This window comes from Pseudomonas sp. MF08875 (assembly GCF_059862525.1).
The window spans coordinates 76,137-95,935 of sequence record NZ_JCBCUW010000024.1 but is presented as its reverse complement, the minus strand read 5'-3'; the positions used below and the strand labels follow the sequence as shown (position 1 = coordinate 95,935).

Below are 19,799 nucleotides of genomic sequence, written 5' to 3'. Positions count from 1 at the left end.
GTAAACGCTTCGATTTCAAATGTCCGATCGAAATGATGGGCGAGGTGATGCAGAACGCCATGACTATGCGGCACGATGCGCCCGCTTCAATTCAATAACCGTGTTGCACTCAGCTCCTGCAACCGCCCCGTTTCAACCGTAAAACGCGCCAAGTCTACGTTAATCGCCCGGATTATGCCGGCGGTATTGTCACATTGCCTTGGGAGGCCGTAATCCCTGTCATCAATCCGGAGGACCCAGATTTTATGGGCATCGGGGGCTTTCTCTTACTCGCCTTTATGTCGGAACACACGGGCGCAGGTTATGACGAAGTTCTAATGTTAGGCCGCCCCATGCATGGCAATGATGAACTGGTTGGTTTCTGGGAATTCATCCGCCGCTATATGGAGGAGGGGCCGCAAGCCGTGCCCAAACCTAAAAGGTTATTGCCTCTAAGCCCCACCCCCATCGAGCCTATCCGGGCCACTCTTCGTTTCATGTCCGGCTTCTGGCGCAACGGCGGAAAGATCGCCGCGGTGGTTACGGGGACTTTGCTTTCTCCCCTTATTCTTCTGCACGCGCTGTGCCATTGGATTTCTTTACTGCTGTGCTGGGCGCCTCGCTGGCCCAAGGAAATTCAAGAAGCAGGGCAACCCGGCAAGCCGATCCCCAAACTCACGACAGCGGAGGACTTTGGTCCCGTCATCGGCGCCCACTTGCGGGCCAATACCTTGAAAGAGCGTATCGATACGCCTATGCCAGAACGCAAAGGATGGCGGCCGGCGGCTCGGCCCCAGGACCACGGCGATGTGTAGTGGCATGTCCAGCGCAAAGGCCGATGAAGCCCAATGCCATCCCGAGAAAGACCAAGAGCGCAGCGCTGATCTGCGCCCCGAACAACCCCTATACGTCGAAGTCCACGAACATCAGCAGCAGTTCCTGTCTGGAGGCGAACCCTGCACCGACACCTGTGCGCCGTGGATAGCCTTTTCGTCAGGCTGCGCAGGCGTAAGGCCTGGGCGAACTCCCGATCACCCTATGAACTTGACGTACACGAGCTCAGGGTCTTGTTCGTCAAGATTCTCGATTCGCCCGCTCGGCACAAAACCTGCCTTTACCATCAGGGCCTGCGACGCGCTGTTGGACGCATTGCATGAAGTAAACAGCTTGGGTGTGGTGCACGCGGCTTCGGCCGCCGCCAGCAAACCCAGTGCCGCGCCCTGACGTTGGTGTGCCTCGGCCACAACCACCAGCGCCACAAAGCCGTGGCCGAAAAAATCATGGGTCAGCACCAGGTAGCCCACGTGCTGGCCCGCGGTGACGGCTACCAGGCAGTGCCGGCCAATGACAGCATCGTCGATAAAGGCGCGACGGCTGGCGTGGGCCGCCGCATAGCTGTCCATGGCGATCAGTGCAGGCACGTCGTCGGGCAGTGCCTGGCGGATCAGCCAGTTCGTAGCGGCAGGTAGGGGCGCAGCACGATGAGGTGCAAATTTTACAGGCATCGATCATGGCTCTTGTCTGTAGGTTATTGGGATGTGAAGTGTAGGCTTGTTCCTTTTGTGCTGATCGCGATCCTTCAAGGCTTCGCGATAAGTCGCTGCTGTTTATAGTCTTGTGGATCACCTCGAGGGCGATAAAAGGAGTGGCACGATGGTCAAGGGAAGGTATCTGCATGAGGACACGCAAGTGTCGCCGGCGGTTCAGCGTCGCAACCAGCGAGCTTCGGGGCGGCGTTTACGGGCGTTGTTGGGGGAGTTAGGGATTTCTCCGATGGCGTTTTCCGAGTTCGTGGGCATTAGCCCCCAGTGCTTGACGAACTGGTTTGCCCGGGGGTTGCCGCGCCAACGGCTGGATGAAATGGCGCGGTTGTTGAGTGTGAGCCCTGTGTGGCTGGCCATGGGGGTGGGTGAAAGGCATCTGGTGCCACCACGTCGCGGGCAGCCGTACACTTAAGTCTCATCTGCTGTCACCCAAGGGGCTAATACCGGCTACATTCCAGGGACCGTTCACTGCCTGAGAGTTAGCTCATGTTCAGATCATCCTCGTTTGCAGTCGCCGTGACCTGTATGGCTTTGGCATTGGGGTCCGCTTGCGCGCTGGCAGACCCTGGCAACGGCAAAGGCCAGGGCAATACCAAACATGCCGCTCAAAGCGGCCAAGGCCATGACAACTCGGGGAACAAAGGAAAAAAAACCGGCCCGGGCGAACGCAGCCATGGCCCCAGCGTTGATCGAGGCAGCGTGCTGGGTGTGCTGGGAGGTTATCGCGACTACTGGACGCCCGGCCCGTCGTTGCCACCCGGTATCCAAAAGAACCTGGCACGGGGTAAACCGCTCCCGCCAGGTATTGCCAAGAAGCTGGATGGACGGTTGCTGGGCAGGCTGCCCCATTACGACGGGTATGAATGGCAGCAGGCGGGCACCGATCTGATCCTGGTCACCCTGGCCACTGGCCTTATATACGAGGTGCTCAGTGGGGCCTTTGATTGAAGGGCATTGCGGCTACTGCGGTTGAAGGTCTGTTATCTGCCAAGCGATACAGCCCTTGAGCGTGGGATACCGTCAGGCCAGCTCGTTGTAGGTTCCGCCGGCTTTGCGAGTTGGCCAGGGCGGTGGCGGCGATCATACGGCTGCCATGCTTTTTGGCCTGCTTTATCCGGTGAGTTATCAGCGCTGCATGATAGCCAAGTCCCCGGGCGTCCTTGCGCGTGGCGGCCGTCCCAAGGTAAGCGATGCCGTTACTGGCCAAAAACATCAATGCGCCTGCCACGACGTCTCCATCAACGTTAAGCACGTAGATCTTCGCCCGTTCGCTCGACGCAAACCCTGCAAAGGAAGCTTGATTCAATAAGCGCTGTTGCGGTTTGGTATGGAAACCACCGGCATGAATACGGGCGAATTGCGCAAGAGTCTGTGGCGTGACCTCCTCAATCTCGAAGGGGTGATGATTCACTGCCGCGCTGTCGATGGCACAGGCCAATTGCAAATGAGTCCAGCCTTTCAAACGCTCAAGGCGCCGCCCTGCTATTTGAGTGGATGGAGTCAGTTCGGAGGGCTTCGCGATCAGCGGGGTGACTGGGCAGTAGTGCGCGGATTGCTTGAGCAAGTTCAACAGGGTTTGGGAGTCGCCCGTGATGTCGGCATAGATCCGGTTGAACATTGGGCTAGGCGTTGCTTTCACATGGAAGCACGGCACGTTTGCATTGAAGAAAACGCTTGCGCCATAAGGGTTTCCATCCAGCCGAGTGAGGTTCTCGACTCTTGAGCTCAGGTACTCTCTTTCGGCGGCCTCAATGTCAAGAGCCAGGGCAACATCCATTCGTGCATTCCTTTGTTCAGCGCAACTTAACGAGCAATAAGAGCAGACCATACGCTTGTGCCCAGGTCCGTACTAGTTGGGACGGTGCCTCAATATCGGGTTTTGCTTGTGTGCCAGTGATGGCTATGAAGGGGAATAAAGTTTTATGGGGGTGGAAAGTAGTGTCTTGGCGTTCTTGAAACGCTATCGGTATTTATTACTGGCGCTGATGATCGCGGCCTCGCTGGTAAACGCTTTTGTGCGCTTTGCCGGGGATGGACGCAATTTCATTGGTGCGGTGGCGGTGCATGGATGGTTTGTCCAGGCGGTCTTTGCTTACTTGCGAGGAGGCTGGGTCGGGCTTGGGCCGGGTGGTTTAGCCAAAGATGCGAACCCCATGGGCAGAGCCGCTTTAGCGGCCACGGCGTTCGGCTTTTACTTGCTGATGTTCACCTACGGTGGCGCTTCTAACGATGATCCGATCCATGAAAAAACAGCGTCGGACTGGACGATGCCGAGCCGAGAAGAGTTCAGGCGAGCGACGGCGCCATAGCGTGCCGTCTTGATAGTTAATCTTCGGCAGGTAGATAGAACGGATACCCCCCCCTGCACAGCATGATATCAATGTGCTACAAATTGCGTTTTTTAAACGCGCCACTTCACAAGGAAAGCACTGGATGAGCTCTACCGAATTGATCGACTTCGTCACCGCTGATTCGCTGACCAGCTTGTTGCAAGACGCCGGTTGCCGAGTGACCCGCGGCGAGCAGAACGGTGTGGAGCAATTACTCACCGCCAGCCAGGGTATCGGTTTCGCGGTGCGCTTTGGTAATCAAGGGCAGGAATCCGGGCGTTATCTGGACTTCATCTACAGCTGTGCCCTGCATATTCAGGGTGAGTTGCCTCAAGGCCTGGCCAATCAGTGGAACGCCTCGCGTCGTTTTGCTCGGCTCTCGGTACAGGGCGCGTTTTTGGTGATGGAAATGGATGTGGTGGTTGCTGACGGTGTCAGCCCTAAAAACCTGCTCGGCAGCCTGGTGCTGTGGGATCGGTTGTTGCAGGAAGTGGTGGTGTACCTGCGTGACTACAGCCGCAATGCGACTGGCGCGGTACCGAACGAAGCGGTAACGGCTTCGTGAGTCGTCGCGTTGTTCTGGCCGGCGCGGGGGCGTTGGCCGTGCTGGTGGTGGCCGTTGCGCTGGGGCTGCGTTCTGGCGAGGTGACATCGACTGCCGATGCCATGCCTGCGGTGAATGCAGCGGGCAGTGAAGCCGTGGCGCGGCTGGGGGATCTCCAGGTAGACGCCAAGGATGTAAAAGCGCTGTTGGAGCAGTTGCCCGCGGCGTCGCAGCAACAATTGCGGGGCGACCGTGCGGCCCTGGAAACCTGGCTGCGCGCTCGTCTGGCAGAAAAGGCGTTGTACCAGCAAGCCGAGGCCAAGGGGTGGTCGCAGCGCCCTGAAGTCCAGGCGCAGACCCGTGCGGCCGTTGAGCAGATCGTGCTACGCAGCTATTTGAGCTCGATGACCCAAGTACCGCAGAGCTACCCGAGCGAGGCGGAACTTGAGCAAGCCTATGAGGCCAGCAAGGCTTCTGTGCAGGTACCGGCGGTTTACCGTCTGAGCCAGATCTTCCTGAGTGTGCCCGACGAGCAGGCAGCAGACAGCGTGCGCGACCAGGCTCTGGCGTTGAGCAAGCGCGCCCACGCGGCGGGTGCCGATTTCGCCGAGTTGGCGCGCACCTATTCGCAAGACCAGGGCAGCGCGGCCCGCGGCGGAGATATCGGGCCGCAACCCTTGGCGCAATTGTTGCCGGAAGCCCGCGGTGTCGTGCCCAAGCTCAAGGTGGGGGAGGTGAGCGAGCCGCTGCGCAGTTCGTTGGGGTTTCACATCATCAAATTGACCGAGGCCCAGCCAGCGCGTGTGGCCAGTTTCGATGACGTGCGTGGCCAGTTGCGTGAGGCGCTCCGGGCGCAGCGCCAGGAACAGCTTGCCAAGGCGTATGTGGACGGGGTGCTCAACAGCGGTACTTTGAGTATCGACGGTGCGGCGCTCAATCAGGTGCTCGAAGGGCAACGCTGAGGCGCTGCATACACCTCGGCCACAGGCTTTGCCTGAGCCCGTATCCAGGCGTTCAGCGCTTGCAAACTGCGTGGCCTGCGCAGGGGGCACAAAAACACGCGTGCCCCTCTAGCCAAGTAATGGCACATTGATGTAAAAAAGCCACTATTTTATTAGCATGCCAAGGTCAGGCCCGTTAATCGCTCGCGTAGTGCTGCTACGTCGCCAGGAGGGATGAGTCTGATCCACATAAGGAGTTGTTGTGGACAGACGTAGAACTGCAGTGCCGCGCACCGCTCGCACCCCCTTGTCGCTGTCGATCAGCCTGGCGGCCGCGGGGCTGCTGGCCAGCTTCAGCAGCGCGGATGTGCTCGCCGCCTGCACCCCCGGCGTTCCCACCAACGGGGTTACCGTCACCTGCACCGCGATAGATCAGCAGGATTTCGACAGTTCTGCCAGCAATCTGACGGTCAACATTATTCCCAGCGCCATTGTCAGTTCCAGCGGCAGCGGCAGCCCGGTGATCCAGCTCACCGGCAGCAACAACACCCTCGTCAACAGCGGCCAGATCTACCCCTCCAACAGCGGGCAGCAGAGCCAGCTGACCACTGGCCTGAAAGTGGGCAACAGCAATGCCCAGAACATCTCGATCACCAACAACTCCACCGGCTGGATTTCCGGCACCGGTGCCAACCTGGGCCCCTCCATTTTCGACCTCAAGGGCATGGCGCTGGATGTTCAGGCCGGCGCGGGCGGCAAGGTGACCCTCGTCAACAACGGCACCATTTTCTCCGACCCGATCCTCGGGGCGACGCTGGAAGTGGCCGACATGCCCAACGTGGCGGTCTACGGCGGTGCTCAGGTCGAGATGACCAACACCAACCAACTCTATGGCCGGGTTGCTTTTCAGGCCTCGGCCGAGGGCAACGTCTTCACCAACACTGGCTCGCTGGTGGGCAGCCTGTCCATGGGCGCCGGTGGTGGCAACAACCGCTTCAACGCCGTCACTGGCTCGTCGCTGCACAGCGGCGGTGTCTTCGGCGCCAGCGCCGTGACCGTCGCCTCCAACCCGGACCTGGTGTTCGTCGCCCCCGGGATGGTCGATGGCGGCGCCGGTGGCTCCAACACCTTGGCGCTGCAGAATGCCGTGGGTGGCGGTTTTGGTAGCGCGGGCAGTGGCAACATCTCGTCGGCGGGTTACCTCAACTTCAGCAACCTGCTGGTGCAAAGCGGTACTTGGACGGTAAGCGGCGCGCTGCTCACCGGCGCCAGCACCAGTACCAGCCTGAGCGGCGGCGTGCTGTCGGTGAATAATGGCGCGGTGTTTGGCACCAGCCACATCAACGCCAATGGCGCGACCCTCATGTCCCACACGCCCTCCACGCTGATCCTGGCCAACGACATCAACCTGGGGGTGAACTTCCTCTCAGGCATTCACGGCCTGACCGTGAGCGGCAGCAATAACATCACCCTTGCCGGGGTGATCTCGGGTAACAGCACCTCGCCCTTGACCAAGAACGGCACCGGTGCGCTGCGCCTCAACGGTAGCAACACCTACACCGGCAACACGCTGCTTAACGCCGGTTCGCTCGTTATCGGCAGCAGCGAGGCCTTAGGCACAGGCGCCGTCAGCGCCGCCAACGGCACTCGGATCGACTCCGGCAGCGCCTCGACCCTGAGCAACAACTTTAACGTGGCGGGCACCGTGAGCTTCGGGGGCAACAGCACCCTGGCCCTGAGCGGTACGCTGCAGGGTGACGGCACTGCCGTGGTCAATAAGGATGGGGCGGGCACGCTGGTTCTTTCCGGTACCAACACCTACGGCGGTGGCACCACCCTAAGCGCCGGCACCCTGCTGGTCGGCAACAACGCCGCACTGGGCAGCGGCATGTTGACCGTTTCCGGCGCAGCCAACCTGGGCAGCACTGCGTCGGTGGTGCTGAACAACGCGGTCGCCCTCAACAGCAACCTGACGGTCAGCGGCGATAACGCACTGCGCCTCAACGGTAACATCAGCGGCGGCGCGGCCAACAAACTCATCAAGACCGGGCAAGGCAACCTGACCCTGGCCGGCACCAACAATTTCCAGGGCGGTATCGAGCTCAACGGCGGCACCCTGACGGTGGCCACCAACTCCGGTGCCCTGGGCAGCGGCGCCGTGACCGTCACCGGCGACAGCCGCTTGGCGTATAACGCGGCTCAGGTGATGAGCACTCCGATTGCCATCAACAGCGGGGTGACACTCGAGTTCGCCAACAATGTCCAAGTGATTCAATTGGGGCAGATCAGCGGCAGCGGCACCCTGGCCAAGACCGGGACCGATGAACTCATGCTGTTCATGGGCAATAGCTTCAGCGGTTTGCTGGACGTGCGCCAGGGTACCGTCAACGCCGCGGTCGCCAACGCCCTGGGCAACAACCCGGACCTGCTCGTGGGCAGCGGTGCCACCGTGTCCATGATGGCCAGCAGCAGCATCAACAGCTTGGGTGGCAGCGGTGAGGTGAACCTCGCCTCCGGTAGCCTGTTCACGGTGGGCGCCGGCAACGCCAGTTCGACCTTCTCCGGTGTACTCAGCGGCGCGGGCAACCTGAACAAGGTCGGGACCGGCACCCTGACCCTGGAAGGCCTCAATGCCTTCACCGGCAATACGACGGTCAGTGCCGGCCGGTTGAACATTGCCTCCACCGGCAAGCTGGCCAGCAACCTGGTCACCGTGGGCAACGGCGCGACGCTCGGCGGCAGCGGTACGCTCGTGGGCGGCGTAACCATCAATAATGGCGGCCATTTGGCCGTCACCAGCGCCAGCACGCTCAATACCGGCTCGCTGACCCTCGCCAGCGGCAGCAACCTGGATATCGGGCTGGGCACGCCGACCATCGCTACACCGATGCTCAACGTCACCGGCAACGTGACGATCAGCAACAGCACCTTTAACTTCAGCGATGTCGGTGGCTTGGCCAACGGTATCTACCGCCTGTTCAACTACACCGGCTCTCTTGTCTACGGCGGCGCCAACCCAGGTATCTTCCCCGCGGATGTGGTGCTGGGGCAGATCACCCTGTCGCTGGACTCTGTGGCCAAGACGGCCAACATCGTCGTCAATTCCCCAGCCCTGAGTACCCAGTATTGGGACGGCAACACCTCGCTCGCCAACGGCAGTGTCGACGGTGGCAGCGGCATCTGGCACACAGCCAACACCAACTGGACCAAGTCCACCGGCGCCAGTAACGATGTGTGGAAAGGCGTTTCGGCGGTGTTCCAGGCGGCCTCGGGCACCGTGTTCATCGAAGGCACCCAGAACGTCAGCGCCCTGCAGTTCAAGAGCGATGGCTACGGGTTGATCGCAGGCACGGCAGGCGGCTTGAACCTGGTCAACGGCACCGGTGGCGCAGCGGTCGTGACGGTCGATAGCAATGTCGCTGCTCGGATCGAGGCCCCCCTCAGCGGCACCGGCAAGCTGCAGAAAAGCGGTGCCGGGACCCTGATCCTCGCCGGTAGCAACAGCTACAGCGGTGGCACCACCCTCAGCGCCGGCACCCTGGTGCTGCGTCACGACAGCGCTCTGGGTAGCAGCGCCTTGAGACTCGCCTCCGGCACCACCCTGCGCGCCGACAACAGCGATGTGCAGTTGAGCAACGATGTGGCGCTCACCGGCGTGTCCAATATTGCGGCCGAAGGGACCACCCGCCTGGCCCTCAATGGTGTGGTCAGTGGCGCCGGCGGCCTGGTCAAGATCGGCACCGGCAACCTGGAGCTCAATGGTAATAACGCTCAACTGGGTAACACCTGGCTCAATGCCGGTGGCCTGGTACTGGGCAGCAGCACCGCCCTGGGTTCGGGAGCGTTGAATACGGCCAACAACACCACGCTCGACAGCCGCTTGCCCGGCGTGTCGGTTGGCAACAACGTGCTTTTCAGCGGCAACCTGACTGTCCTCGGCACCCAGGACCTGTCCCTGACCGGCATGGTGGTGGGCTCCGGTAACCTGATTAAAGACGGCGCCAGCACGCTGAACCTGGCCGGCGCCAATAGCCTGACCGGTACGGTCACGTTGAACCAAGGCACCTTGCGCCTGGGCCAGGACACATCGCTGGGCAACGCCAGCCTGGTGGTGGGCGGGGCGTCCACCCTGCAAGCGGCTGCGAACATCGCACTCAGCAATGCCGTCACGCTCGGCAGCGAACTCACCGTGAGCGGCGGCAACGATCTCACCCTCAACGGTGTGGTGTCCGGCGCCGCCGGGCTGGTCAAGGAGGGCAGTGGCAAGCTGACCTTGAGCGGCACCAACCTGTACCAGGGCAACACCACGTTGAACGCCGGCACCTTGGTGCTGGGTAATGCTGGTGCACTGGGCCATGGCCGACTGGATGTCGCCGGGAGCGCCGCGCTGGAAAGCGCCAGCGCCTTGACGGTGGGTAACGACGTCACCATCAGCGGTGACCTGACCGTGCAGGGCAGCGACAACCTGACCCTGGACGGTTCCGTCACCGGGATGGGCAGCCTGACCAAGGCCGGCACTGGCACCCTGACCCTTAACGGCGGCAACGGCTTCTACGGTACTTACAACGTCGATGGCGGTCGCCTGGTCAGCAGCACGGCCATCACGCTGGGCGAGCCGAGTGCGATCAATGTCGCTTCCGGCGCTACCTTGCAATTGGTCGCGGGGGCTGCCACCGGCCAGCTCAACGGCGCTGGCAGCGTTCAGCTCGATGCTGGCCAATTGCGGGTTGATGAGGGCACGTTCAGTGGCGCCCTGAGCGGTAACGGCGACCTTTACAAGAACGGCAGCGGCACGCTGCTGCTCAGCGGCACCAGCCATCTGGCCGGGGCGACCACCGTTGCCGGTGGCACTTTGCGGGTCGATGGCAACCTGGGCAACGGCAGTGTCTGGGTCGAGAATGGTGCAGCCCTGGCCGGCAGCGGCGCGCTGGGGGGGGCAGTGACCGTGGCCAACGGTGGCCACCTCAACCTGGCCGGCGGTTCAGTGCTGACGCTCGGTTCGCTGGTACTCAACGACAGCTCTAACCTCGACGTCGCCCTTGGCTCGGCTACGCCGGGCGCGGCAGGGCTGGCTAACGTCACCACAGACCTGACCCTGGACGGCACGCTCAACATCACCGACGCCGGCGGTTTCGGCATTGGCGTGTACCGCCTGTTCGATTACGGCGGCCTGTTGACTGACAACGGTCTGGGCTTCGGCGCGTTGCCGGGTGGCGTTCCGCGCAACGAGCTGGAGCTGCAGACCAGCGTCGCCAACCAGATCAACCTGGTAGTCGGCGGCGCCGCCGATATCCGCTTCTGGGACGGCAGCCAGTTGGCTGGCAACAGCATCGTCGAAGGCGGCAACGGCACCTGGAACAGCACCAACAGCAACTGGACCACCACCCACGCCGGGCTCAACCAAGCCTGGAACAGCACCTTCGCGGTGTTCCAAGGCGCGGCGGGCACTGTCACCGTTGACGGCACCCAAAGCGTCAGCGGGTTGCAATTCATCAACGACTACACCCTGGCCGGCGGCAGTGCGGGCCAGTTGCAACTGACCAACGGGATCAGTGGCTACACCGCGGTTCGTGTTGACAGCGGCAAGACCGCCACCCTCGACGTCAACCTCACCGGCAACGGCCTCCTGAACAAGCTGGACAGCGGCACCCTGGTGCTCAACAGCGCCAATACCTACAGCGGCGGAACCCGCCTGAGCGCGGGCACCCTGGTGGTGGGCAACAATGATGCGCTGGGTTCCGGCAGCCTGACGACGGCCGCCGGCACTACCCTGGACACCCTCACGGCGCTCAGCCTGATTAATGATCTGCACCTCGATGGCGCGTTGACACTGGGCGGCAGCCATGACCTCGTACTGAACGGTCTGGTCCTTGGCAATGGCGCGTTGGTGAAGAACGGCAGCGGCACGCTGACCCTGAACCAGGCCAACAACTACATGGGCACCACCCTCAACGCCGGCACGCTGGTGCTGGGTAACAGCGCCGCCCTGGGCACCGGCCAGCTGACGGTCGCTGGCGTGACCAGCCTCGATACCAGCGCTGCAATGACGTTGGGCAACGCCATCAATCTCGGCGTCAACGCCGGCTCCCGCTTGACCCTGGCCGGCAACCATGACTTGACCCTCAGTGGCGCGCTGATCGGTAACGGCACCCTGGTCAAGCAAGGCACCAGCACCCTCGACCTGACCGGCAACAGCAACTTCTTTGGCGCGTACCAGATCGACGGTGGCCGCCTCAACCTGTTGGGCAGCAATGGCACCAATGCCCCGCAGGTCAGCGTAGGCACGGGCGCCATGCTGGGCGTCGGTGCCGACAGCACCTTGCACGTACTCAGCGGGCAGGGCACCGTCCAGCTCTACAACAACAGCGTCCTGACCCTGCGCAACGGCACCTATTACGGCAGCCTCACCGGGACTGGCAGCCTGAACATCGCCTCCGGCCTCGTGGCGCTGGCCGGCGTCAGCAACATCAATGGCGCTACCACTGTCTCCTCGGGCAGCCTGTACGCTCACGGTGCGCTGACCACGTCTTCGCTGGCCGTCGCCAATGGCGCCACCCTCGGTGGCAAGGGCAGCGTCAACGGCGCCGTGACCATCGCCGATGGTGGCCACGTGCAGCTTTTGCACAGCAACACCCTGACCACCGGCGCCTTGGCCCTCAACAACGGCTCCAACCTCGATGCCTTCCTCGGCGCCGCCGTCGCGGGCGATGCAGGGCTGCTCAAGGTCAACGGTAACCTGGTGCTGGACGGCAAGCTCAACGTCACTGACGTGGGCGGCTTCGGCCTGGGCGTTTACCGCCTGATCGACTACACCGGCAGCCTGACTGACAACGGCCTGGCAATCGGCACGATCCCGGGCGGTCTGGTGGCAGGCGACCTGGAGGTGCAAACCAGCGTCACTAATCAGGTCAACCTGTTGGTCGGCGGCGCGGCGGGCAGCGTGCTGTTCTGGGACGGCACCGGAACAGGCCCCGGCAACGTGGCGGGCGGTAGCGGTACCTGGGGCGGGGCGACCAACAACTGGACCAACGCCAGCGGCAACTTCAACCAGAACTGGAACAACGGCTTCGCGGTGTTCCAGGGCGCGGCGGGCACCGTCACGGTCGAGGGCACCCAGACCGCCACTGGCCTACAGTTCGCCAGCGATGGCTACAGCCTGGTCGCGGGCAACGCGGGCCAGTTGAACCTGATAAACGCCTCCACCGGGTTTGCCGGGGTGCGCGTGGGCAGCGGCCAAACCGCCACGGTGGATGTGAACCTGAGCGGCAGCGCCACCCTGAACAAACTTGAAGCCGGCACCCTGGTGCTCAATGGCAACAACAGCTACAGCGGCGGCACCCAGCTCAGTGGCGGCACCCTGGTCCTGGGCAGCAACACGGCCCTGGGCAGTGGCACCCTGACCACGGCGGATCTGACTACCCTGGACAGCAACCGCGCGATCAGCCTCGGCAATGCCATGGTGCTGAACGGCGGCCTGATCCTCGCGGGCAGCAACGACCTGAGCCTGGCCGGCAACATCAGCGGCGCGGGCGCCCTGGCGAAGAACGGCAACACCCACCTGACCCTGAGCGGTAGCAACAGCTACCAGGGCGGTACGTTGCTCAACGCCGGCAGCCTGACCCTCGGCCACAACGCCGCACTGGGCACTGGCGCGCTGGCCATCCTCGGCAACACCCATCTGGACACCAGTGCCGCGTTGCAAGTGGGCAACGCCATCGCCATCTCGCAACAACTGACCCTCACCGGTAGCCACGACCTGAGCCTGAGCGGCGTGCTCAGCGGCAACGGCGCGCTCATCAAGAACGGCAGCGGCCAGTTGCTGCTCACCGGCAACAGCACCTACACCGGCAACACCGCAGTCAATGCCGGCGGCCTGACCGTCAACGGCACCTTCGCCAGCGCCAACGTCCAGGTCGCCAGCGGCGCCAGCCTCGCGGGCAGCGGCACGCTCACCGGCCAGGTCAGCCTGGCCGATGGCGCCACCCTGAATGTCGCCAGTGCCACTGCACCGCTGACCGTCGGCGGCCTGTCGCTGGCCTCGGCGAGCAACCTGAACTTCGCTCTCGGTGCGCCGGACACGCCGACCACACTGGTGAAAGTCAACGGCAACCTGACCCTGGACGGCATCCTCAACATCAGCAATGCCTCAGGCTTCGGCATCGGTGTGTACCAACTGTTCCGCTACGGCGGCAGCCTGAGCGACAACGGCCTGACCCTGGGCAATCTGCCGGCCAACTTCCTGGCCTCGCAGATGACCTTGCAAACCGCGTTGGCCAACCAGGTCAACCTGGTGGTCGACGAAGGCGACGGCGACCTGCTGTTCTGGAACGGTTCCAAGACCCATGCCGACGGCACTATCTCCGGTGGCGACGGTGTGTGGGGGGCGAACACCAACTGGACCAACTCCACCGGCAAGAACGCCAACGGTTGGAGCGGTGGCCAGTTCGCGGTCTTCGGCGGCCAGAGCGGTACCGTCACCCTCGAGGGCCAGCGCTCCTTCTCGGGTATCCAGTTCCTTAGCGGCGGCTACCAGTTGGTCGGTAATGCGGGCAGCGCTCTGGAGGCGGTCAATGCCGCCGACGGCAGCCTGGCCAGCGTGCGTGTAGCTGGTGACACCTCCGCCCTGATTGCTGCGCGACTGGTCGGTAGCGGCGGTATCAATAAACTCGACGGCGGTACCTTGGTGCTGTCGGGCGCCAACACCTACAGCGGTGGCACCACCGTCAGTGGCGGTGTGCTGATGGGCAACACCGTCAGCCTGCAAGGCGACATCGTCGACAACGCCAGCCTGGTCTTCCAGCAGGACGTCAACGGCACGTTCGGCGGCAACCTGAGCGGCACCGGTTCGGCCTTCAAGCGCGGCGCCGGCACGCTGTTGTTCAACGGCGACCACAGCTTCAGTGGCGACTTCGTGATCCAGGAAGGCGTGCTGCAGGTGGGTGAAACCGCCGCCAGCGCCCCAGCCACCTCGTTTGCCCGCTTTGCCCTGTTCGCCGCGCCGATCGGCAATACGCTGGCTGCCAACGTCGTTGTCGCTGGCGGTGCTGGCCTCACCGGTACCGGTACGGTCAACAGCGTTATCAACCACGGCATCGTGCAGCCTGGCGCGAACGGTAACCTGACGGTCAGCGGCGATTTCACTAACGCCAGCGACGGTGCCCTGAACATCAACCTGACCCCGCTGCCGACGAGCCACCTGGCCGTGGGCGGCACCGCTAAGCTGGCCGGTACGTTGAATGTGTTCGCGGCGGCGCCCTATACCGGTGATACCTCCTACACCCTGCTGACCGCCGACGGCGGCATCAGCGGCAAGTTCGACAGCGACAACATCGCCAGCCTGGGCATTGCCTCGAAACTGGCCTTCATCGACACCTCGCTGCGCTACGGCGCCCATGACGTCACCCTGTCGATGGCACGCAACAATACCGCGTTCGCCGACGTCGCCCTGAGCGACAACCAGCGTGGCGTCGCCGCCGCCCTGGATTCGGCTGCCGCACCGGCCAGCCTGCGCAGTGCCATCACCACCATGGACCGCGCCTCGGCGCAGGCTGCGTTCGACAGCCTGTCCGGTGAGATCCATGCCAGCACCACCAGCGTATTGCTGGAGGATTCGCGTTATGTGCGTAACACGGTCAACGACCGCATGCGCCAGGGCGACTGCGGCAATGGCGACCCGCGCAGCGTGCTGGCCCCCACCAGCGGGCAGCAGAGCAGCAGCGGCTGCCAGGGCCAAGGCGTGGGCTGGATCACTGCCCTGGGCGGCTGGGCCAGCAACGACGGCGGCCAAGGGGTTGCCAGCGTCGACCGCGACCTGTCCGGCTTCATGCTGGGTTTTGACAACAACCTGAGCGATGAATGGCGTGCGGGTATCGCCGCCGGTTACACCAAGACCAGCCTCGATGCGAGCAAGCGCAACGCCGACGCGTCGATCGACAGCTACCACCTGGCGAGCTACCTCAACTACCAACTCGATGCCTTCGCCGCACGCATGGGCGTCGGCTACAGCTGGCACGACATCGACAGCAAGCGTCATGCTGGCGTGGGTGGCAACAGCCAAGAGCTCAAAGCCAAGTACAAGGCCGGCACCGCGCAGGTGTTCGGGGAAGTGGGGTACGCCGTTGAGGCCGCTGGCGTGGCGTTGGAGCCGTTCGCGGGCATCGCCTACGTCAATTACGACAGCGACACCGCGCGGGAGAAAGGCGGGGCAGGGGCGCTGCAGGCCAGTTCAAAACAGGACGCGACCTTCACCACCGTTGGCCTGCGCATGGGTAAGCAGTTCGCCCTGGATAATGGCACCACAGTTACGCCACGCGGCAGCCTCGGCTGGCGGCATGCCTTCGGCGACACCCACCCGGATGCGGACCTGCGCTTCGTCGACGGCGGCGCTGCGTTCAGCACCCAGGGCGTACCCATCGCCAAGGATGCCGCGGTGGTCGAAGCGGGTCTGGATGTGAGTGTCGGAGCAGCGGGCAAGGTGGGTCTGGGTTACTCGGGGCAGTTGTCCAGTGATAACCGGGATCATGCGGTGACCGTGAGCTTCAGTATGGGCTTCTAGAATCTACCACAGACATATCTGTCAATTTTGCGAGCTAAGGCCCTGTTTCTTCAGGGCCTTTTTGTTTTTCTTTGACGTCTAGTTATTTCGTGTCTACTTTTTTATTTGTCACCTAGAGGGCTTGTAAAAAAGAGGCGCCAATGTTTGATCTTCGCGTACGGTCTTTCGTCATGCAGTCAGGTGAGCGTCACTGCTTGGTGATTGATCGAAAGTCCGGCGTTCCCTTGTATGCGCCGAATCTATTTCTTACGACACAGGTTCGTAACGCGAGCCTGTCGGGTAATCCCCCCTGAAATCAGTGCTCGTCAGAAGTAGAATTTTCCCCTAATCGGATCAAGGAAATTTTGCGTGAAGACATCGCGTTTTTCGGATAGCCAGATCATCGCCATCCTCAAGCAGGCCGAAGCCGGCAGCCCAGTCCCTGAGCTGTGCCGTGAGCATGGCATCAGCTCGGCGACCTTCTACAAGTGACGCGCCAAGTTCGGCGGCATGGACGCCTCGTTGATGACTCGGCTGCGCGAGTTGGAAGACGAAAACCGTCGTCTCAAGAAGATGTATGCCGAGGAGCGCCTGAAGGCCGAAATCATTCAGGAGGCCATGGCAAAAAAGTGGTGAAGCCATCTCGGCAGCGAGAGATGGCCCAGCACGCGGTTCGCTCAGGCCGGGTCAGCATTAAACGGGCGTGCTTGGTTTTTGGCATCAGCATTACCTGCTATCGCTACCAACCTGGGCTGTCTTCGGAAAATGCTGAAATAGCCGATCACCTGATCCGGCTTACGCACAATCAGCGCAACTGGGGGTTCGGTCTGTGCTTCCTGTAGCTGCGCAACGTGAAAGGTCACCGCTGGAATCACAAGCGGGTGTACCGGATCTATCGGGAACTGGAGCTGAACCTGCGGATCAAGCCGCGTAAACGCATCGTTCGGAAGAAGCCTGAGCCTCTGGCGGTACCGGAGGCGATCAACCACTGCTGGTCGATGGACTTCATGCACGACCAACTGGCCGACGGTCGCAGCTTGCGCCTGTTCAACCTGATCGACGACTTCAATCGCGAAGCCTTGGCCATGGATATCGACCTGTCACAGCCAGCAGAGCGGGTTGTGCGTGCGCTGGATCAAATGATCGAATGGCGTGGCAAGCCCCAGTCGATTCGCAGTGACAACGGCCCGGAATACATCAGCAGCAAGCTTATGCTGTGGGCAGAGAAGCATGGCATCCGGCTAGAACATATCCAGCCCGGCAATCCGCAACAGAACGCCTATGTCGAACGCTACAACCGTACAGTACGTTACGACTGGCTGGGGCATTACCTGTTCGAGTCCATCGCCGAGGTGCAAGAGCACGCCACGCGATGGATCTGGACATACAATCACGAACGGCCAAATATGGCCCTTGGAGGAATCACCCCCAAACAGAAGTTGGCCCTCGTGGCCTGACGTCTACTTCTAGCGAGTACTAAAAATGGAGGGATTACCGTCGACCTGGCTGAGGAAGGCATTCTTGGAGTCTGAATTTAAATAGCCGAAGGCCGTGACATAACCAGAATAGCTCGAGCTCTGGCTGAGGGTTGCATGGAGTGGTGATAGACGGGTGAAAACTGTCTCCATATGGCGATAGACCTGCGGGTCGTAATCCTGCATGAGACCCAGAGTCTACTGCGACCTCCTTCATCGCCCCGCCCAAGGCCAGCACCGGCCCCATCTCGATGCTGTAAAGCTGTTCTATGCCTTGACCGGTGAATCTCTCCAACTCGGGTTTGAATGTCAGGCTGTCCGGCTGTGGTTGCGAGTGCCCGCTAGCTTTGAGCTCGCCCAGAAAGGTATCCCTGATCTGTGAGAACGCCTGGTTGGTGCTTTGCCACTGCTCACGGGCTCCAACATCACCCTTGACCATAGCTGCCGGATACATGCTCGCTAGTTGCGCAGCCTTGAAGTAGACGGTTAAGTATTGGCGCAATCCATTCAAACCGTTGAGCTCCCGGCGCGCATCAGCATATCGCTCATGTAGCGAGTCTAATTTGCCCACGGCTAATGTCAGGAGTGGCAACATGAAGATCGCCAGAATCAGTGTGAACTTTCTGGCGTAATTGAAGCGATTCATCAGACCAAATGCCAAGCTGACCACGTTGACTCTCCAAGACAGGATGCTGGGGCAAGACGGTGAGGTGCCAAAGCCTTTTTTAATCATGGGCATCCGATGGTCGCCCACTCAACATTGATGACCATCGCCGGGTCTTCAAAAACGGACAACCTGAAGATGCATCGTGTTATGAATGCCCGGCCTTCAATTTGATGCCACAACCTTACAAACCAATTTCTTCGCCATATTCCGGGTACGCTTGTATTGGGCCAAGCGACGGCCATTTTGGTAAACCTCTACCTGACCGCTGCCGCTGGCATACATGACCAGTCCACCACTGAGGTATTCGACATCTAGCCTCGGTGTTGTTGACGTACCCCTTACCAACACGCGCACGGTGGCGCCGCTCTCGATCCAAAACTCGCTGGATCGCGGCTCGATAACCAGCAGAATGCGGGACGGCGTACCGTTGATGAACTGGAGCTCCTGGCTGTCATACATGAGTTGACTCTGATAGAGAACGCTCGAGAACAGAACACATACGTGTCTAACTCAGGTCTTCACGGCTGCGACGACGATAAGCTCCAGACGAATGTGCGCCTAAAACAGACATAGAGAAGCCCTTGCGTGCATCGAAAGTTCACACAAGTGCTATGTAGAAAACTCAATTTCTATTAGGTACCTGCAATGCTTTGGGTATAAGTTCAGGAGGCCAGTTTCTGTTCTTTGCGACGCCTTCCAGACAAAGTGTCAAATCATGCTCAACCCAGCAAACAAACATCCCCCCTCTTTTCAATCGAGGGTGACTAAAAGACTTGCTTACCTCTTGCAATGGCTGAATATGCACTGACGGTTGAAGGTATTTCAATATGGAGAAGAACCCCGCCTCGGTAATCCTTCGCTCTTTTACTTGGTAACGAAATGCTGGCGTCACCTGACCTGACGTGTCATCTGCACTGAAGAGTTGCCTCAATGCAAACTGCTCAATTTCGTCAAGTTTCATTCTTTTCTCCAGCTGGATCAGTTGTTTCCTGAAATATCGTATGCAAAATATTTTTTACGAATTTGGTCATACGTCCCATCAGATTTCATCTCTGCTAAGGCTTTGTTCAGCTCACCCGCCAAAGGATCATTTTTACGTACTGCAATCCCTGCTCCAGTACCGAAGTAATGCTCATCGGTAAAGTTCTGATCCAGCATGTGATAAACCTCACCGTTTGGTGATTTCAACAAACCTTCGTCGATAACAATAGAACCAGCGAGGGACGCATCAAGTCGACCGGCCACCAAATCGAGAAACACTTCGTTCTGGCTGCCATATTTGATGATCTGTGCACCAGCCGGTTCAAATTTTTCCATCGCGTAGCGTTCAAAGTTCGAGGCCCGTTGCACACCAATCCGCTTGCCGGCCAGATCTCCAGGTACAGTATTTATGCCGCTGTCTTTGCGTGTGACAAGCTTGGCGGGTAAGCGATAATAGCTTGTCGTGAAGTCAACGGACTTCAAACGTTCTTCAGTGATTGACACTGAGGAAATAGCTGCATCAATTTTACGGACCTTAAGTGATGGAATCAGGCCGTCAAATTCGATTTCTATCCATTGGCATGTTGCGTTAATTTTTGCGCACAATGCTTGACCAATGTCATAGTCAAAACCGACCAATTTATTGTCGGGGGTTTTGTAAGCAAATGGCGGATAGGCTGCTTCAATGCCAATGCGCAATGTCCTCTCACTAGCTTGAGCTAGACCAGTCATAGCAATCAACGCAGCAAGCCCGATTGTTTTAATGCTATTTTTAAAGCGCATGACATTCTCTCTCTTTCTTGT

Annotated in this window: 12 protein-coding genes and 1 pseudogene; 7 read left to right on the top strand and 6 right to left on the bottom strand. The window is 60.6% G+C overall.

What is annotated here, in order from left to right:
- Positions 1 to 116: 116 nt before the first annotated feature.
- Positions 117 to 794: a DUF6708 domain-containing protein gene (locus AC19YT_RS15860; RefSeq protein WP_500610596.1), complete on the top strand. Its 678-nt coding sequence runs from the start codon at positions 117 to 119 to the stop codon at positions 792 to 794.
- A 216-nt stretch (positions 795 to 1,010) separates the two neighbouring features.
- On the opposite strand, the gene AC19YT_RS15855 is transcribed toward AC19YT_RS15860, so the two are convergent.
- A complete protein-coding gene (locus tag AC19YT_RS15855) occupies positions 1,011 to 1,484 on the bottom strand; it encodes a GNAT family N-acetyltransferase (RefSeq protein WP_500610591.1) in 474 nt (157 codons plus the stop codon).
- Between the two features lie 525 nt (positions 1,485 to 2,009).
- Here AC19YT_RS15855 and AC19YT_RS15850 point away from each other — a divergent pair.
- Positions 2,010 to 2,471, top strand: a complete 462-nt coding sequence (locus tag AC19YT_RS15850; protein ID WP_500610590.1) for an anti-virulence regulator CigR family protein — start codon at positions 2,010 to 2,012, stop codon at positions 2,469 to 2,471.
- Here AC19YT_RS15850 and AC19YT_RS15845 read toward each other — a convergent pair.
- Complete coding sequence (locus tag AC19YT_RS15845) at positions 2,452 to 3,300, bottom strand: GNAT family N-acetyltransferase (RefSeq protein WP_500610589.1); 849 nt, start codon at positions 3,298 to 3,300, stop codon at positions 2,452 to 2,454. The genes AC19YT_RS15850 and AC19YT_RS15845 overlap by 20 nt on opposite strands.
- Positions 3,301 to 3,466: 166 nt before the next feature.
- Here AC19YT_RS15845 and AC19YT_RS15840 point away from each other — a divergent pair, with 166 nt between their 5' ends.
- From AC19YT_RS15840 to AC19YT_RS15820, 5 genes and pseudogenes are all read left to right on the top strand, one after another.
- On the top strand, positions 3,467 to 3,832 hold the full coding sequence (locus tag AC19YT_RS15840) for a hypothetical protein (protein WP_500610588.1): 366 nt from the start codon (positions 3,467 to 3,469) through the stop codon (positions 3,830 to 3,832).
- Positions 3,833 to 3,956: 124 nt separating this feature from the next.
- Positions 3,957 to 4,418, top strand: coding sequence for a YbjN domain-containing protein (locus AC19YT_RS15835; RefSeq protein ID WP_500610587.1), 462 nt, complete (start codon positions 3,957 to 3,959; stop codon positions 4,416 to 4,418).
- The gene (locus AC19YT_RS15830; protein ID WP_095109813.1) at positions 4,415 to 5,359 is read left to right on the top strand and encodes a peptidylprolyl isomerase; all 945 of its coding nucleotides are present in this window, start codon (positions 4,415 to 4,417) and stop codon (positions 5,357 to 5,359) included. Before AC19YT_RS15835 ends, AC19YT_RS15830 begins: the two co-directional genes overlap by 4 nt.
- A gap of 241 nt (positions 5,360 to 5,600) precedes the next feature.
- Positions 5,601 to 15,893 (top strand): autotransporter-associated beta strand repeat-containing protein, encoded by a 10,293-nt coding sequence (locus tag AC19YT_RS15825; protein ID WP_500610586.1) that lies wholly within the window; start codon positions 5,601 to 5,603, stop codon positions 15,891 to 15,893.
- A gap of 348 nt (positions 15,894 to 16,241) precedes the next feature.
- Positions 16,242 to 17,329 (top strand): annotated as a pseudogene (locus AC19YT_RS15820) (IS3 family transposase).
- Positions 17,330 to 17,363: 34 nt separating this feature from the next.
- On the opposite strand, the gene AC19YT_RS15815 reads toward AC19YT_RS15820, so the two are convergent.
- The 4 genes from AC19YT_RS15815 to AC19YT_RS15800 all read right to left on the bottom strand — a co-directional run bounded on the left by AC19YT_RS15815 (position 17,364) and on the right by AC19YT_RS15800 (position 19,778).
- Entirely contained in the window at positions 17,364 to 18,080 is a 717-nt protein-coding gene (locus AC19YT_RS15815; RefSeq protein WP_500610585.1) for a hypothetical protein, read from the bottom strand.
- Between the two features lie 96 nt (positions 18,081 to 18,176).
- Complete coding sequence (locus AC19YT_RS15810) at positions 18,177 to 18,473, bottom strand: hypothetical protein (protein WP_500610584.1); 297 nt, start codon at positions 18,471 to 18,473, stop codon at positions 18,177 to 18,179.
- Positions 18,474 to 18,636: 163 nt separating this feature from the next.
- Positions 18,637 to 18,975, bottom strand: a complete 339-nt coding sequence (locus tag AC19YT_RS15805) for a hypothetical protein (RefSeq protein WP_500610583.1) — start codon at positions 18,973 to 18,975, stop codon at positions 18,637 to 18,639.
- 17 nt (positions 18,976 to 18,992) lie between these two features.
- Complete coding sequence (locus AC19YT_RS15800) at positions 18,993 to 19,778, bottom strand: transporter substrate-binding domain-containing protein (protein ID WP_500610582.1); 786 nt, start codon at positions 19,776 to 19,778, stop codon at positions 18,993 to 18,995.
- Between the last annotated feature and the right edge of the window lie 21 nt (positions 19,779 to 19,799).

Excerpts from the sequence above, each read along its gene's own strand:
- AC19YT_RS15845 (WP_500610589.1), bottom strand. The coding sequence starts at position 3,300 with ATGGATGTTGCCCTGGCTCTTGACATTGAGGCCGCCGAAAGAGAGTAC.
- AC19YT_RS15810 (WP_500610584.1), bottom strand. The coding sequence starts at position 18,473 with ATGTATGACAGCCAGGAGCTCCAGTTCATCAACGGTACGCCGTCCCGC.
- AC19YT_RS15855 (WP_500610591.1), bottom strand. The coding sequence starts at position 1,484 with ATGCCTGTAAAATTTGCACCTCATCGTGCTGCGCCCCTACCTGCCGCT.
- AC19YT_RS15805 (WP_500610583.1), bottom strand. The coding sequence starts at position 18,975 with ATGAAACTTGACGAAATTGAGCAGTTTGCATTGAGGCAACTCTTCAGT.
- AC19YT_RS15835 (WP_500610587.1), top strand. The coding sequence starts at position 3,957 with ATGAGCTCTACCGAATTGATCGACTTCGTCACCGCTGATTCGCTGACC.
- AC19YT_RS15800 (WP_500610582.1), bottom strand. The coding sequence starts at position 19,778 with ATGCGCTTTAAAAATAGCATTAAAACAATCGGGCTTGCTGCGTTGATT.
- AC19YT_RS15850 (WP_500610590.1), top strand. The coding sequence starts at position 2,010 with ATGTTCAGATCATCCTCGTTTGCAGTCGCCGTGACCTGTATGGCTTTG.
- AC19YT_RS15815 (WP_500610585.1), bottom strand. The coding sequence starts at position 18,080 with ATGATTAAAAAAGGCTTTGGCACCTCACCGTCTTGCCCCAGCATCCTG.